General features: G+C 71.9%; 15 protein-coding genes. 4 read left to right on the plus strand and 11 right to left on the minus strand.

Annotation, left to right across the window (positions count from 1 at the left end; translation table 11 throughout):
* Positions 1 to 145 precede the first annotated feature (145 nt).
* Positions 146 to 1,870: an FAD-dependent monooxygenase gene (locus ABEB03_RS11165; RefSeq protein WP_345645550.1), complete on the plus strand. Its 1,725-nt coding sequence runs from the start codon at positions 146 to 148 to the stop codon at positions 1,868 to 1,870.
* A 117-nt stretch (positions 1,871 to 1,987) separates the two neighbouring features.
* Here ABEB03_RS11165 and ABEB03_RS11170 read toward each other — a convergent pair whose 3' ends face one another.
* The 9 genes from ABEB03_RS11170 to ABEB03_RS11210 form a co-directional block, all read right to left on the minus strand.
* A complete protein-coding gene (locus ABEB03_RS11170; protein WP_425589217.1) occupies positions 1,988 to 3,055 on the minus strand; it encodes a serine/threonine-protein kinase in 1,068 nt (355 codons plus the stop codon).
* Positions 3,056 to 3,149: 94 nt separating this feature from the next.
* On the minus strand, positions 3,150 to 3,749 hold the full coding sequence (locus ABEB03_RS11175; protein ID WP_345645552.1) for a dihydrofolate reductase family protein: 600 nt from the start codon (positions 3,747 to 3,749) through the stop codon (positions 3,150 to 3,152).
* Between the two features lie 71 nt (positions 3,750 to 3,820).
* The gene (locus ABEB03_RS11180; RefSeq protein WP_345645554.1) at positions 3,821 to 4,045 is read right to left on the minus strand and encodes a hypothetical protein; all 225 of its coding nucleotides are present in this window, start codon (positions 4,043 to 4,045) and stop codon (positions 3,821 to 3,823) included.
* Positions 4,046 to 4,104: 59 nt separating this feature from the next.
* The gene (locus ABEB03_RS11185; RefSeq protein WP_345645557.1) at positions 4,105 to 4,473 is read right to left on the minus strand and encodes a low affinity iron permease family protein; all 369 of its coding nucleotides are present in this window, start codon (positions 4,471 to 4,473) and stop codon (positions 4,105 to 4,107) included.
* Between the two features lie 151 nt (positions 4,474 to 4,624).
* Positions 4,625 to 4,912 (minus strand): hypothetical protein, encoded by a 288-nt coding sequence (locus tag ABEB03_RS11190; RefSeq protein ID WP_345645560.1) that lies wholly within the window; start codon positions 4,910 to 4,912, stop codon positions 4,625 to 4,627.
* 45 nt (positions 4,913 to 4,957) lie between these two features.
* Entirely contained in the window at positions 4,958 to 5,272 is a 315-nt protein-coding gene (locus ABEB03_RS11195; protein ID WP_345645563.1) for an SHOCT domain-containing protein, read from the minus strand.
* 101 nt (positions 5,273 to 5,373) lie between these two features.
* Complete coding sequence (locus tag ABEB03_RS11200; RefSeq protein ID WP_345645567.1) at positions 5,374 to 5,799, minus strand: DUF6325 family protein; 426 nt, start codon at positions 5,797 to 5,799, stop codon at positions 5,374 to 5,376.
* A 308-nt stretch (positions 5,800 to 6,107) separates the two neighbouring features.
* Positions 6,108 to 6,587, minus strand: a complete 480-nt coding sequence (locus ABEB03_RS11205; RefSeq protein WP_345645570.1) for a hypothetical protein — start codon at positions 6,585 to 6,587, stop codon at positions 6,108 to 6,110.
* Positions 6,588 to 6,719: 132 nt separating this feature from the next.
* On the minus strand, positions 6,720 to 7,706 hold the full coding sequence (locus ABEB03_RS11210; RefSeq protein ID WP_345645573.1) for a phosphotransferase family protein: 987 nt from the start codon (positions 7,704 to 7,706) through the stop codon (positions 6,720 to 6,722).
* A 267-nt stretch (positions 7,707 to 7,973) separates the two neighbouring features.
* Between ABEB03_RS11210 and ABEB03_RS11215 the strand changes: the two genes are divergently transcribed.
* Entirely contained in the window at positions 7,974 to 8,675 is a 702-nt protein-coding gene (locus ABEB03_RS11215) for a lipoprotein (RefSeq protein ID WP_345645577.1), read from the plus strand.
* A 143-nt stretch (positions 8,676 to 8,818) separates the two neighbouring features.
* Here the strand turns inward: ABEB03_RS11215 and ABEB03_RS11220 are convergent, their stop codons facing one another.
* Positions 8,819 to 9,262: an NUDIX hydrolase gene (locus ABEB03_RS11220; RefSeq protein WP_345645582.1), complete on the minus strand. Its 444-nt coding sequence runs from the start codon at positions 9,260 to 9,262 to the stop codon at positions 8,819 to 8,821.
* Positions 9,263 to 9,518: 256 nt separating this feature from the next.
* Between ABEB03_RS11220 and ABEB03_RS11225 the strand changes: the two genes are divergently transcribed.
* Positions 9,519 to 10,412, plus strand: a complete 894-nt coding sequence (locus tag ABEB03_RS11225; protein WP_345645586.1) for a hypothetical protein — start codon at positions 9,519 to 9,521, stop codon at positions 10,410 to 10,412.
* A gap of 192 nt (positions 10,413 to 10,604) precedes the next feature.
* Here the strand turns inward: ABEB03_RS11225 and ABEB03_RS11230 are convergent, their stop codons facing one another.
* The gene (locus tag ABEB03_RS11230) at positions 10,605 to 11,507 is read right to left on the minus strand and encodes a CAP domain-containing protein (RefSeq protein ID WP_345645589.1); all 903 of its coding nucleotides are present in this window, start codon (positions 11,505 to 11,507) and stop codon (positions 10,605 to 10,607) included.
* A gap of 661 nt (positions 11,508 to 12,168) precedes the next feature.
* On the opposite strand from ABEB03_RS11230, the gene ABEB03_RS11235 reads away from it, so the two are divergent.
* Entirely contained in the window at positions 12,169 to 13,758 is a 1,590-nt protein-coding gene (locus ABEB03_RS11235; protein ID WP_345645592.1) for a M1 family metallopeptidase, read from the plus strand.
* Positions 13,759 to 13,977 lie beyond the last annotated feature (219 nt).

Genomic DNA, 13,977 nt, shown 5'->3' on the forward strand with positions numbered 1-13,977 from the left:
CGTGCTGGGGCATGCGGTTCGTCGCATCCGGCGGCACCGGCGCAGGCGTCCGGTGGGGCACCGCCGTCCGGCTCGCCGCACGCGTACGGCCGGGCGACCATGAACATATCGCGACGGTCCGGGGGCCAGGCAGTGGGAGGCACCCGTGGCGCGGACCCGAACAACAGATGTGCTGATCGCCGGAGCCGGCCCGGTGGGGCTGAGTGCGGCCGCCGAACTGTGCCGGCACGGGGTGAGCTGTCGTCTCGTCGACCGGCTGCCCGCCCGTCTGCCGTACGCCAAGGCCGTCGGCATCCAGCCGCGCACCATGGAGATCTGGGACCGGATGGGCCTGGCCCGCACGGTCATGGAAGCCGCCGTTCCGATCCTCGGGCAGCTGATCTACGTGAACGGCCGGGAACAAGGACGGATCGACCTCGCGCTGCCGCCCGAGGTGCCCTACGGGTTCGCCGCGCTGCCGCAGTACGAGACCGAACGCCTCATCGAGGAGTACGTCGCCGGACTGGGCACCTTCATCGAACGCGGCACCGAACTGCTGTCGTTCACGCAGGACCGGGACGGAGTCGACGCACGGCTGCGCGACGCGTCGGGCGCCGAGGAGGAACTGCGCGTCCGCTACCTCATCGGCTGCGACGGGGCGCACAGCACCGTCCGCAAGGGGCTGGGGCTTCGGTACGAGGGCGGGGCTTTCGCCGAGGAGTACATGCTGGGTGACGTCGAGGTCGACTGGGACCTGCCGTACGGATACGGCGTCCGGTCCACGCACCGCGCCGACGACGGTTCCACCGACGACCTGCTGGTCTGCATCCCCCTGCCCGGTCGGGGCCGCTGTCGGATGTCGATGACGGTCCCGCCCGAGCTGTCCACCCGGTCGACGGGCGGGGCACGGACGCAGGGGGACGGAGTGCTGCACGGCCTGGAGGGCGACGGTCCGGAGCTGTCCCACCTCCAGGCCGTCGTCGACCGCCTCGCCCCCACGCCCGCGACGCTGTCCCGGCTGCGCTGGTCCTCCGTCTTCCGCATCAGTCACCGCATCGTGGACCGCTACGGCGAGGGGCGCGTCTTCGTGGCGGGCGATGCCGCGCACATTCATCCCCCGACCGGCGCGCAGGGCATGAACACCGGCATCCAGGACGCCTGCAATCTGGCCTGGAAGCTCGCGCTCGTGATGCGGGGGGAGGCAGGCCCGGGCCTGCTGGGGAGCTACGACGCCGAGCGCCGCCCGGTCGGCGCGGAGGTCGTCGCCCGTACCGTGCGGCACGCCACGCGAGGGATGGACGCCGATCCCGACGACCCGGGGACGCTGCTGCTGCGCGAGGCCCAGCTGCTGGTCGGATACCGGGACGGCCCGCTCGCGGCCGAACCGTACGGGCCCGTCGGCGCGCCTCAGCCCGGTGACCGGGCACCGGACTGCGCGGAGCTCACCGCGGCCGTGGCCGCGTATCCGCTGCGGCTGCTCGACATCCTGCGCGGGCGCACCGGGCACGTGGTGCTTCTGTACGCGGACGATCTCGACGTCCTGAACCGGGCGGCCGGTACGGTCACGACCACCGGGGCGGCGCCGACGGCCGTCGACGACACGGACGGTTCCGTACGCCCGGCTCCCGGGCCCGGCCTGGAGACCCTCGCCGTCCTCGGCCGTGACGCGTCTGCGGCCGCCGCCCGCCTGGTGGCCGTTCCCGCGTACCGGGATGCCGCCGGGGAGTTCGCGCGGCTCTACCGACCCGAGGGTCCGACGGGATTCGTGGTGCGCCCCGACGGGTACCTCGGCACGCGATTCCCCCTGGACGGCATCGAGGTGGCCCTGGCCGACTACCTCGCGGCACTGTCCGCGAACCCGGCGACGGCGGGCGTCGCTCGTTCCGCCTGACAGAGCCCGGCGACGCCACTCGTCGCTGCGCCGACGTCCGCCCGGGCGACGACGCGCACGTCCGTGACGACACACGTTCTCACTGACGACGCCCGTCCGGGCTCCTGCGAACGGTGCCTACGGCGTCGGCCCGCTGAAGACGGGGCGCGCCCAGGCCGGCGGTTCGGGCGCCGGTCCCGGCCGCCGCAGCGCGGCCGACCCGCTCTCGGTCCCGCCCTCGGGACGGTCCGTGCCGGCCCGTGGGACCGGAGCATGTGGGCCGACGGTGGCGCCGGCCGCAGCGGCGGCACGCATCGCGGCCACGAACTCCAGGCAGGAGTCGAAACGGTCCTCGGGCACCTTCGCCAGGGCCTTCGCGAGCACGTCGTCGAGGCCCGGCGGAGCACCCGGCCGCCGCTCGCTCAGCGGCGGCGGCTGGTCGTACTGGTGCGCCCACAGCAACGCGATGTCCTCGTCCCGGATGAAGGGCGGCCCGCCCGCCAGCATCTCGTACACCACACAGGCGAGACTGTAGAGATCGCACCGGCCGTCCACGGGGCGCCCGGAAATCTGCTCGGGCGCCACATAGTCCAGGGTCCCGACGAACTCGCCCACCGTCGTGAAGCCCGTCAGCGACAAGGACTTCTTCGTCAGTCCGAAATCCGTGAGATACACATGCTCCGGGTGATCGCTGTCCGTGCCGGGGGCCACCAGGATGTTCCCGGGCTTCACGTCGCGGTGCACCAGATCGTGCTCGTGCGCCGCGTCCAGGGCCGATGCCACCTGAGCGCCGATCCGCAGCGCCGCGTCCACCGGCAGCGGCCCGTCCCGGTCCAGCAGCGCCCGCAGATCGAGACCCGAGACGAACCGCATCGCGATGTAGAGAACCCCCTCCACTTCACCGGCCTCGAAGATCGGCACGATGTGCGGGTGGTCGATGGCCGCGGCCACCCGGGACTCATGGGCGAAGCGACGGCGGAAGGTGTCGTTGCGCGCCATCTCCGGGGCGAGCAGTTTCAGCGCGACCGTGCGCTCCAGCCGCAGATCACGTGCGCGATAGACGACCGCCATTCCCCCACGCCCGATTTCACGCTGCACGTGATATCCGGCGAACTCCACCCCCACCAGACCCTCCCCACCGCTCCCGTACACCCCTCGGACACCCGACACCGCCGGGCTTGCCGTTCCGTCCGGCGTGGAGGCCATCACGCATCACCTCGCAGTCGGCCCCGCCCGTGTCGGCGTGCCCCGCTCACGCCGACACCACGAACTCAACAAAACTCTTGTCTCCCCATAAATGCTACCGATCTCCCCCATCGGAAGCATTCGTTTCCTCACGGCTCGGGGCGGGGCGGTACGTCAGCGAGACGAGCCCCGGGTCCTTCCCGGGCCCGGCGGCCAGCAGCTCCCACGCCTGTGGGGTGCGGCCGGGCCGGTGGACCGGAGTGCCGTCGGCGAAGACGGGGACGACGGTCATGGTCAGCTCGTCGACCAGGCCGGCGTCGCACAGCGTCTGCCCGAAGCGGCCGTGCCCGTAGACGATCAGGTCCTGGCCCGGGTCCTGCTTGAGCCGTGCCACGGCCTTGACAGGGTCCTCGCCGATCACGGTGGTGTTGTTCCACCGCGGGTCCTCCAGCGTGGAGGAGAAGACGTACTTCGGCATGGCGTTGAGCCGGGCCGCGTAGGGGCCGGGCGCCGACGGCCACTGCCGGGAGAAGACGTCATAGGTGCGGCGGCCCATCAGCAGCGCTTCGCACCGCTCCAGGACCTCCAGGGAGTGCGCGGCACTGCCCTCGCCGAAGTACGGTCCGGCCCACGCCAGCGGTTCGCTCGCCACTCCGTTGAGGGACACGAGCAGTGACTGCAGGAGCCTGCGGGAGTTCTCTTCTGTCTGGGTCATGTACAGGTGGACCGGCGCGGCGCGCCAAAGGAATCGGTCCGCGCGGGGGCTCGTACTCGGCACGACGTGCGTCAGTCGGCGGTCTCCGGCCCCCAGTGTTCCGGGCCGACACCACGCCAGTCGATGAGCGAGGACGTGGCCACCTCCTCGGGGGCGATCTCCAGCCCGGCCCGGCGCAGGAACTCCGCCACGTCCTCCACGTCGAACGCCAGCCCGAGGATCTCTCCGTCCACGCGCACCCGCCGGCCCCCCGTCGGCGACGGCGGTGACACGATCACGGACCGCGGATCAACCATGCTCCCAGGATCATCCGTCCACCTCGGGTTCGCATGGGGAAAGCCGTCCACACCCGTGCCTAGAGCTGCTCCTCCATGCCGATCGCCTTCCGCAGGTCGTCATGGGCTCGGCGACCCTTCCCCTCGTGCTGTTCGAGCAGCGCCGCCGCGATGCTGTCGAGCTTGCGCTGGACGGCGTGCTCCGCCCGGCGCTCGGAGTTCTTCAGCAGCGCCAGCAGCAAGAGGTTGACGGCCGTCATGAGATCGCCGACGAGCAGCTGCCACGACAGTGGCAGGTGTGCCACGTGGACGGCGATGAAGGCGGCGACCAGGGCCAGGCAGAAGCAGGCGAACGGCACCGAGCTGGTGACATTGGAGGCCGTCTCGGCCAACCGCTCGAACCAGCCCCGGCCGTTGCGGGTGCGTTCGGCGGGATGCGACACGGTCATGGAGCGCCTCACCTCCCGGGCGGCGTGGGCCGCCCGGCTCGTCGGACTTCGCCGCGCCGATGCCGTCCGGCGCAAGTAGCGGCTCCGACGTCGGCTCCCGTCCGCTCGCGAGGTCGCCGACGTCCAGCCGCCGTACGGCCGGTGCAGGTCCTCAGCCCAGCGCCCGGTACTCCTCGGGCGGATCCAGCAGGTCAGGGCGGTTCACCCAGTACTGGGGGCCCTGCAGGTCGAGCATCGCCCAGTGCCATGCCTCGTCGTGGAACGTCAGTCCGCGGTAGGGCGTGCCGGGCGGTTCGTACGGGTAGCGCCGCAGCGCCGCCTCGTTGGCCTGCGACGGTGTCATGCGGCCGTGGCTGCGCATCACCCACGCGTACGCTTCCCGCTCCGCGCGCAGACACTCGTCGTACCCGGCGTCGTCCCACGCCTCTTTCCCGGCCACGGCCTCAGGTTACGGCCTGCCGCGTGCAGGTCCGACGCGTCCCCGTCAGCCGAGGAGCCGGCGCTTCTGCGCCTCGAACTCCTCGTCGGTCAGCACGCCTTGTGCCTTCAGGTCGGCAAGCTGCTTGAGCTGGTCGATCTTCTGGGTCATGTCGTCGGCGGCCGGCGGCGCCGCGGGAGCCGGCTGCTGAGGCGGCTGCTGGTACGCCTGCTGTTGCTGGTAGGCCTGCTGCTGGTACGCCTGCTGCTCTTCCTGTTGCGCCCAGCGCCCCGCCTGCCGTCGGGACACACGGTTGGACACCGCGGTGGCGGTGCCGGCGACGACGGCGGTGCGTGCGACGCCCCTGAGGAGTCCGGGCATGATCACTCATCTCCCATGCTGCGTGCGCGGAGCCGGTACGGTGCTGCTGGCCCGGGCGGATCAGCGGTTCGGGCGGCTGCCGTGCCGCCGTGCGGGGTCGGTCATTCCGTCGCGTCCAACGAGGCCAGGATGGCCTGCACGGGGATGCGGCCGCCGGCGACGAGCTGCGCCCCGCTGCGCCTCAGCGCGCCGGCCATCGGCGCGGCCCACAGGTTCTCGTACACCAGGACGGCGGCGGAGTTCCCGGGCTCCAGGGCGTTCCCCGCCTCGTCCATGTCCTCTTGGTCGATCAGTCCCGAGGAAGCGCCTTCGAAGACGGTCAGATCGACCTCGTCCCCCAGTTCCCGCAGCTCCAGTGCGGTGACCGATCCGTCGATGTCCTTGCGGAGGAAGGCGAGATCGAGGATCCGGATGATCCGCCGCTCGGCGAGATCGACCAGCAGGGGAAAGGCCTCCCCCGTCATCTTGTTGCCGGGGAACTCGATGACCAGGTAGTCGACGGGGCCCATGTCTTCGACGTTGTTCATGGCCACTCCTCGCGAGCGGGACGGGAGCCGGGGGCCAACGCCTCACCGCCCGTCCCTCACGGCAGCCGTGGCGGACGGCCGGCGGTCGTCGGTCCTCATGGTCATTCCAGCACGCGGGGATGTGCCTCGCACTTCCTGGACCGCACCGGCCGCACGGACGACGCCCGCCACCGAGGCGCATGCTCGCGGCACGCACGACGTCCGTGCCGAGACCGGACGCCCGTGACATGGACGACCTCAGCCGCGAAGACGGATGCGCGCGGCCGGCCCGCACGCCGGCCGCACACCGTCACCGCGATCACGGTGGCTCAGGCGCGCGGGGATGTTCCGACGCGCGTGTACGTCACGTCGAAGTCAGGCTTCCAGAGCTCGCCGTCCTTCGACCGCTCCCAGCCGCCCGCGATCGTGTCGCCCCCGTCGCTGAAGGTGGCGTTGAACCGCTGGTGGAAGCCGGGTGCGGCGCGCCGCTGGGTCCATACGCCGTCACTCAGGCTCGTCCGGTAGACACGGCCGACGCCACGGCCGTCGGCGTACAACGTGGTGAAGTCGTCGGTCGTGTCGTCGTAGCCGGTCAGGGACACGGTGGGGAAGGGCGCGGCGGCCTCCCACGGCCCGGGCAGGGCCGAGTCGGCGGTCACGTCCACACGCTGGGCGAGAAAGGCCCCGCCCTCCAGCCAGGCGAATTCGGTCCGGACCGGGCCGACGCTGCGGCCGTCCGCCCACATGTCCCACGCACCGACGAGGACGTCCAGCCGTCGCAGTGCGCCGTGAGGTGTCGGCTGCCGCATGATGATCTCCCTTGGTCGACAGGACATGCCCTCTTGGTCATGACCGGCGCGGGAGTCCGGATTCATCGGTGCGACGAGAGATCCGGCCGAGAACGCGTCGCCCGCGCGGGGTCCGGTCGTCGGCATCGGGCCCTAGGGAAGCAGAGCAAGCGTCTCTTGGAGGTTGTGCTCCGCGATCCCCCGCATGAACTCACGGTCGGGGAAGTCGCCGTCGAGCAGGCGGAGGGGGCCGGCGACGAGGGAGAGCCGCATCGCCGTCGTGTAGAGGTCGAGACGTCGCCGGTCGAGGCCCGGCCGGGCAAGCGCCGGGTAGCGCTCGCCGAAGCGGAGGCTCAGGAAGACGTGCTCCCACTCGATGTCGAAGAACATCAGGCCCTCGATGTCGATGAGGACCGCCTGCCCCTCCGCGTTCACCAGGACGTGGTCGGGGCCGAGTTCGCCGTGGATCAGACCGAATTCGCCACGGGGTGCCACCAGCGCGCGCAACTCCCGCAACCGGTCGTCGAGCCGGGTGCGTACGGACTCGATCCTGGCGTCCCGGCCCGCCGCCTCGTCCAGGTCGCGCAGGGCCCGGTCGAGTACCACCTGCTCGCAGGAGTCCCCGAGGGAGACGCCGCCGCGCTCCAGCAGGTCCACTCTTCCGTACCGGGGCGCCTGGTGACGGTGCATCAGCCGAACGGTGCCGGCCAGGTGGTCCAGCGCGGTCGCCGCACGAGCGGGGTCGGTTTCGAAGAGCGCTTCCAGGGTGCCGCCGGGAATGTCCTCGACGACGGCGACGTCCGCCCCGTGTCGCCGTCCGCTGCCGTCCGCCCACAGCACGCGCGGAACGCACGCTCCGATCTCCGAGAGCTCGCGCTGCGCGGACAGGAAGGGCACCAGTCCGGAGGCCGGCGCGAAGGGGTCGGCCCCGTCGTCGTCGGACGTACCCGGCCAGAAGTTCTCCTCCTGGGCCCAGCTGTAGACGATCACGCTCGCCGTGCCGGCCCCGGCGAGCCGCACCCGGTAGACGCCCTTCTTACTGCCCCCGCGCAGGCGGTCGGCGCCGACGATCCGGCAGTCCTCCCCCAGCGCCTCGCGCACCACCGCCGACAGGTCCTCGGCCGCCGCAAAACTCCTCATCCGCAGACCGTAGTCGGAGCCGCGTGAGCGGGCACCGCGATTTTCCGGCTTCGGGTACGCAGAGGCGGCCTCCTCGGGTCCGGAAGACGAGCGCGACGGCGCTCGGTGTGGCGAACGCCGCCGGCGTGCCGGTGGCGTTCACGGGTGGGACACCGCACGGTGCGCTCCGGGGCCGGGACCGACGCCGGAGCACTGCGCACCACCCCGTACGACCTGTCCGGAACCCTCCGTTAGATTGTCCCCTCTGTGGCGAGAGGGGAGACGGACGTGCGGGGCGGGGCTGTGAAGGCGTGGGGTGCTGCGGCACATGTGGCGTTGCTGGCCGGGGTGTTGACCGGGTGCTCCGAGGGGACCGACGACGACCCGAAGGCGTCGACGACCGCGACGGCGTCCGCGAGGGCCACCGGTGGCGACGCGAGGACGGCGAAGAGCGGCGGCACCATCGGTGCGGCGGGGTCGCCCTGCGAGCTCCCGGTCACCTTCGACATCGCCGAGGACTGGAAGGCGAAGGCCGTCGACGCCGGCGCGGCCGAGGACAAGGCCTCCGCGTCCGGCGACGGTGAGGACGACCTGGCTTCGGAGATCGCCGACGCCCTTCTGCACCAGGGACCCGTCACCGCCGCCTGCGAGGTCGACGCCAAGCCCGCCGGCAACATCGGCTACCTCCGTGTCTGGACCGGCAAGCCGGGCGACGCCACGGCACGGACCGTGCTGGAGGAGTTCGTGGCGGCCGAGGACGGGGCGAGCAAGGCGAAGTACCGTCCGTTCGAGGCCGGTGGCCTCAGCGGCACCGAGGTGGAGTACCTCTACACGAGCGAGGCGCTCGACGAGACGAAGAAGGAACGCGCCCTCGCCGTCACCACGGCGGACGGCCCGGTCGTCCTGCATCTCGGAGGCATGGACACCGCGGAGCACGAGGCGATGCTCCCGGCGTTCGAGCTCGCCAAGAGCACCCTGCGCACCGCGTGACCGGGCCAGGACAGCGCGGGCCTGGGGCACGCGGGCCTGGGGCACGCGGGCCCCGGACACCCTCGACGAGTACCGCCACGACCGCGCCGAGGACCGCGGTTCCACGACTGTCGCCGAGGACCGCGGTTCGCCCGGGGCACGGCTCATCCGGCGGCCAGGGGGCCTTCACGCAGCATGCGGAGGCCGTCCACGGCCGCCGGGGTCAGCGCGGCCTCCCGCAGGTCGCGCAGGGGGATCCACCGCACCTGGTCGGTGGATCCGGCGACCTCGACCACCCGCGCTGCGCCCTCCTTCACCGTCACGGCGTAGAAGAGGGACACCAGGTTCCAGTCCACGTCGTTTCGGTGGACCAGATAGGTCCGGGCGTCGATCAGCCGGGCATCGGCCGGCTGGAGGCCCGTCTCCTCCAGGAGCTCCCGGGCCAGGGCCTCATCCGGCTGCTCCCCCGGGTCGATCCCTCCGCCGGGGAGGTGCCACAGTCCCGGGGCGAAGACCGGAGAGGCGTCGGACAGGCGGGTCAGCAACAACCGCTCGTCCTGCACCACCAGGGCATAGGCCGAAACTCGGGCCCGCACACGAGAGTTCAAGGTTTCCCGCCTCCTCGAAACAGCCGACATCCCGGGAAACTCTAGAAGCAGTCCGCCGTCCTTCGGGGGCACATGTGTGCACCGCGCAGGGGGCGGAGGCCGCCGGGAGCCCGGGCACGGTCACGATGCGGCAACGGAGCCGGCCGGCCCCTCCACGGCACGAACGACACCGGGGAGCCGGGCGTCACAGGAGCGGCACGGTCGTGACGCCGCGCCGCACACTCTCCGCCCGTCACCGACAGCACCAGGGGGACCCATGCGTACGAGGACCACGCGCACCGTCGATCTACTCGTCCTGCTCTCCCTGCTCGTCGCCGCGGCCGCAGCGGCAGCGGGATGCGGGAGCGAGAAGGCCGGCGACAACGCCGTCGGCACGGACCCGTACGCGCGGACCCGTGCCCGTCAGGTCGCCGAGGCCTGGGACGGTTCACAGGCCGCCGAGACGTGGCGCAAGGGCTACTACGCGATGACGGACGAGGTCCAGCTCCCCGAGGGCGCATTCCACGACAACGCCGACAAGATCGCCTTCACCACCCGGAACTTCGTCCTGCGCACCGAGCTGCCCGCGTCCCCGGACAAGCGGGGCAGGGTGGAATGGGACGGCGGAGCCTCGCTCGACCTGCCGCTCATGTCGGCTCGCGAGGCGTACGAGACCGTGGCCCGCGGCAGCAACGACGGACCTCGTCTGACCGTGACCGGGGCGAAGTCGGGCCGCATGACGCTGACCACGAGCCGTGGGCCCGCGACCGTCCCCGCCTGGCTGTTCACCTTGAAGGGATACGACACTCCGCTCAAGCGGGCCGCCGTCGGCTCGGAGCAGGTACCCAAGTCGCCCGTCGAACCGAGCCGGGCAGTGCCCGACAGCGTCCTGGCCGCCCTGGGGCGACTGGTCGAGGTGGCCGGGGACGGCCGGTCGGTGACCGTGCTGGCCCACCACGGTTCCTGTGACGACGGCCCGGCCGTCCACGCCCTGGAGACCGACGGAAGCGTGGTGCTGTACGCGTCCGTCGTGGGCACGCGGGAGGGTCCGTGCACCCGTGACCTGCGCGCCGAAGAGGTGACCGTGCGGCTGGCGCGGCCGGTCGGCGACCGTGTCCTCCTGGACGCCTTCACGGGCCGTCCGGTGCCGAACGGGCCCGGGCGGGACTGACACGGGGTCGGTCGCGCCTCGGCACGTCCTTGTCTCTCGTACGCCCGCGGTTTCTCGTACGCCCGCGGTTTCTCGTACGCCCGCGGCACGCCGCTCGCGCGGGCACGGCCCGGCCCCGGCCGGTGAACCGGTCGGGGCCGATGCGGGTGGAGAGGACGGGGAAGGCCTCGTCCGGCGCGGGAGCCGGTACGGTCAGCGGGCCGTGCCGAAGTCCTGCGTCCAGTAGTCGCCGGGCTGCGCGAGACCGACGCCGATCTCCTTGAAGGAGCAGTTCAGGATGTTCTCCCGGTGGCCGGGGCTGGACATCCAACCCGCCATGACCTGCTCGGGGGTGGAGTACCCGTAGGCGACGTTCTCGCCGTAGGAGCTCCAGCTGTAACCGGCGCTCGTGATCCGCTGGCCCGGGTCCGAGCCGTCGGAGCCGGTGTGCGACATGTTCTGGTGGCTCGCCATGTCCGCGCTGTGGGCCTGGGCGGCCTTCGAGAGCTTCGCGTTCAGGGTCAGCGCGGAGCAGCCGGCCTTGCTGCGCTCGCTGTTGACCAGGGCCACGACGCGGGCCACGGCACTGGACGCGGGAGCCGAGGTGCTCGGTGCCGAAGAGGGCGGCGTCGAGGCGGAGGGCGTCGAGGTGGACGGCGCGGAGCTCGACGGCTTGGGCGTGGTGGGCTTCGTCGGCGTGGGCGCCTGGGGCGTGGCGGGCTTCGCCGGCGCGGATGCCGTGGGGGCCGCGGACCTGTGCGAAGCGGACGCCTTGTGCCACTTCCTGTGCCACGTCTTGTGCCCGGCGTGCGCCTTCTTCGCCTTGTGCGTCTCGGGCGCCGACGGTGCCGTGGCAGCAGGGGCACTGGGCGCCTGTGTGGTCGGCGTCGCCGACGACGAGGTCAGGTCCTGGCTCTGCCACTGCCCCCGGTGGGCCGCGTCCAGCCAGAGCCCTTGGCTGTCGGCCACGTCCTGCCACCGACCGGCGGAGCCGACGGTCCGGGTTCCCTGGTCGTCCCAGCATGCCATGGCGGCGGTCGGCACGGCCAGCGCGCCGAGCGCGAGGGCAGCGACGGTTATCTGCCGATGCCGTGTCTTCCTGCGGTGCTTCCTCATTCGGGCCTCGCTCGGGGGTCGCGGGGCGTCACTGGTGGGGTCGGCCCGGCACGAGCGGTGTGCCTGAGCTGCGGAGACGCCCCTGTAGGGCCGTCATTGTTAAAACCCGTGTGAGGCAAGGGCAACGCGCGTCACTACTACCCGGCCTCGTAACCACCGGGAGTCCTTGAATTGAGCGCACGGGTGTGCAGAGTCGGCTCACGCAACCACGGCAATCCCTGACCATCCGTCAGGAGGCCGCGCAGGCCGGACGGAAGGCGCGAAGGGGCCGAGTGGGGCACATGGCTCGGCGTCACCTGCACCGTATGCCTGATTGCGGCGGGATAAGTCGCCTATATCGCCCGCAGGGCATCTACTAACCGACCCGTCTAGTGCGGGAAGTCGGCGTGAGGGATGTCACCGGGCGCCACGGGAACCCTTTCGGACACCCCGGGATCAGCCGTTCAATAGTCCGTGTGGGCGGGCGATATAAGGACATACGAGTCTATGGCGCATCTTGCTGACATAGTGCGGCCATGACGATCACGACGGCCCGAGCAGGAGCCGCCCCCGGGGCCGGGAGCCGAGTGCCTCCGACGACCGGCAGGCGCGTCCATCGACCGACGAGCGGCCGCGCCTGCCGACCTGCGTCCGCGTCCCGGGACGCCCGTCGGACGCTCCGATGAGAGCGGCGCGCACCCGGCCGCAGCGGGAGCCGGCGGCCGGCGAGGAGCGCACTGTCCGGGGCCTGCGCACCCGTCGTACGGCCTTCGTGCTCACCCTGGGCAGCACCGTCGGGATCGCCGCGGCCACCGTCCTCATCGGTCTCCCGGGCGAAGGCCGCCACGCCTCCGATCCCCCCGGCGCCATCGCCCCCGGCCCCTCCGCCGCCAGGGCCGGGGCGGACCCCTCTCCCGGCGCGCGCGGAATCGGCGACCCCCTCATGCCCCTCGCGGGCAACGGCGGCTACACGGTCCGCCACTACGCGCTCGACTTCGACTGGCGGGCGCCGCGGACGCCGTTCGAAGCGGTCGCCACCATCAGCGCCACCGCCACGCAGGCCCTGTCCCGCTTCGATCTCGACTTCGCGGGCAACACTCTGCGCACGGTCACGGTGGACGGCCTGGCGGCGAAGGCGGTACGCGACGGCGACGAGCTCGTGGTCACCCCGGCGAAGTCGATCCCCCAGGGCAGCGCGTTCACCGTCCGGGTCGCCTACACCGCCGACCCGACGCAGCAGCGGCACCGCGGCGACGCGGTCGGCTCCTACGGCTGGGTGCCCACACCCGACGGCACCCTGCTCTTCGCCCAGCCGGACGGCGCCAAGATGATCTTCCCGTCGAACGACCACCCCAGCCTGCGGGCCCCGGTCACCTTCCGGATCACCACACCGTCCGGCCTCGGCGCGGTGGCCAACGGCCGACTCGTCGAGCGGACACAGCAACCCGACGGACGCCTGCGGTGGACCTACGACTCCGAGCACCCGGTCTCGCCGCAGCTGGTCCAGATGGCGGTCGGGAAGTTCACGTTCGCCGAGAGCACGGGACCGCACGGCCTGCCCCTGCGGGACGCCGTCCCGGACGACCTGGTGGACGGGACCAAGGAGTACCGCTCACTCACCGCCGAACACCTGGAGTGGCTGGAAGAGCGGCTCGGCCCGTACCCCTTCCACCGCTACGGCGTACTGGTCGGGGACACCGATCTGCCGGCGGCGCTGGAGACGCAGTCGCTGTCCGTGGTGCCGAAGGGCGACCTGCTGGGCGACCGGGCGGAGGCCGAGCGCAATCTCGTGCACGAACTGGCCCACCAATGGACCGGCGACAGCGTCGCCATCCGGCGCTGGTCGGACCTGTGGCTGAGCGAGGGACACGCCCGGTTCTACGAACGTCTGTACGCCGAGACGCACGGCGGCCCCGACATCGAGGGCGCGATGCGGCTGGCGTACGAGCAGCACGACCAGTGGCGGCACGACGCGGGCGCACCCGCCGAGCCCACCGCGCCGACCCTGTTCAAGCAGATGCGCTACGACGGTTCGGCGCTGGTGCTCTACGCCCTTCGGGAGAAGGTCGGCGAGGAGACCTTCGACAAGATCGAGCGGGCATGGGTCACGAAGTACCGGGACCGGGCTGCCGGCACCGAGGACTTCGTCGCCCTCGCCTCCGAGACCGCCGGACAGGACCTGGAGCCCTTCCTGACCCCATGGCTCCACGGCTCGCACACCCCGCCGATGCCGGGGCACCCCGACTGGCAGGTGGACCCGGTCGAGGACTGAGCCCTCACCCCGCCGGCACCGCACCGCGACAGCCGTACGAGACCCCGCGCCGCGCTCGCGGCCGGGGCCTTCGTGCTGCCGCCGACCGGGTGGCCTCTGCCGGACCGCTGGTCCACGCCGGTGACCCTTGGCGCGACGTGGCGCTCCAAGCACGGAAACGTACAGGGGGTGTCGAGAACGGCAAGTCCTCTGTCCCGGTTGTGACGAGCATTGGAGACG

This window comes from Streptomyces siamensis, from assembly GCF_039543605.1.
In the GTDB taxonomy this organism is placed as follows: domain Bacteria; phylum Actinomycetota; class Actinomycetes; order Streptomycetales; family Streptomycetaceae; genus Streptomyces; species Streptomyces siamensis.

Excerpts from the sequence above, each read along its gene's own strand:
- ABEB03_RS11195 (WP_345645563.1), bottom strand. The coding sequence starts at position 5,272 with ATGCCCGGACTCCTCAGGGGCGTCGCACGCACCGCCGTCGTCGCCGGC.
- ABEB03_RS11235 (WP_345645592.1), top strand. The coding sequence starts at position 12,169 with ATGAGAGCGGCGCGCACCCGGCCGCAGCGGGAGCCGGCGGCCGGCGAG.
- ABEB03_RS11230 (WP_345645589.1), bottom strand. The coding sequence starts at position 11,507 with ATGAGGAAGCACCGCAGGAAGACACGGCATCGGCAGATAACCGTCGCT.
- ABEB03_RS11175 (WP_345645552.1), bottom strand. The coding sequence starts at position 3,749 with ATGACCCAGACAGAAGAGAACTCCCGCAGGCTCCTGCAGTCACTGCTC.
- ABEB03_RS11185 (WP_345645557.1), bottom strand. The coding sequence starts at position 4,473 with ATGACCGTGTCGCATCCCGCCGAACGCACCCGCAACGGCCGGGGCTGG.
- ABEB03_RS11200 (WP_345645567.1), bottom strand. The coding sequence starts at position 5,799 with ATGAACAACGTCGAAGACATGGGCCCCGTCGACTACCTGGTCATCGAG.
- ABEB03_RS11180 (WP_345645554.1), bottom strand. The coding sequence starts at position 4,045 with ATGGTTGATCCGCGGTCCGTGATCGTGTCACCGCCGTCGCCGACGGGG.
- ABEB03_RS11205 (WP_345645570.1), bottom strand. The coding sequence starts at position 6,587 with ATGCGGCAGCCGACACCTCACGGCGCACTGCGACGGCTGGACGTCCTC.
- ABEB03_RS11225 (WP_345645586.1), top strand. The coding sequence starts at position 9,519 with ATGCGTACGAGGACCACGCGCACCGTCGATCTACTCGTCCTGCTCTCC.
- ABEB03_RS11210 (WP_345645573.1), bottom strand. The coding sequence starts at position 7,706 with ATGAGGAGTTTTGCGGCGGCCGAGGACCTGTCGGCGGTGGTGCGCGAG.
- ABEB03_RS11170 (WP_425589217.1), bottom strand. The coding sequence starts at position 3,055 with ATGGCCTCCACGCCGGACGGAACGGCAAGCCCGGCGGTGTCGGGTGTC.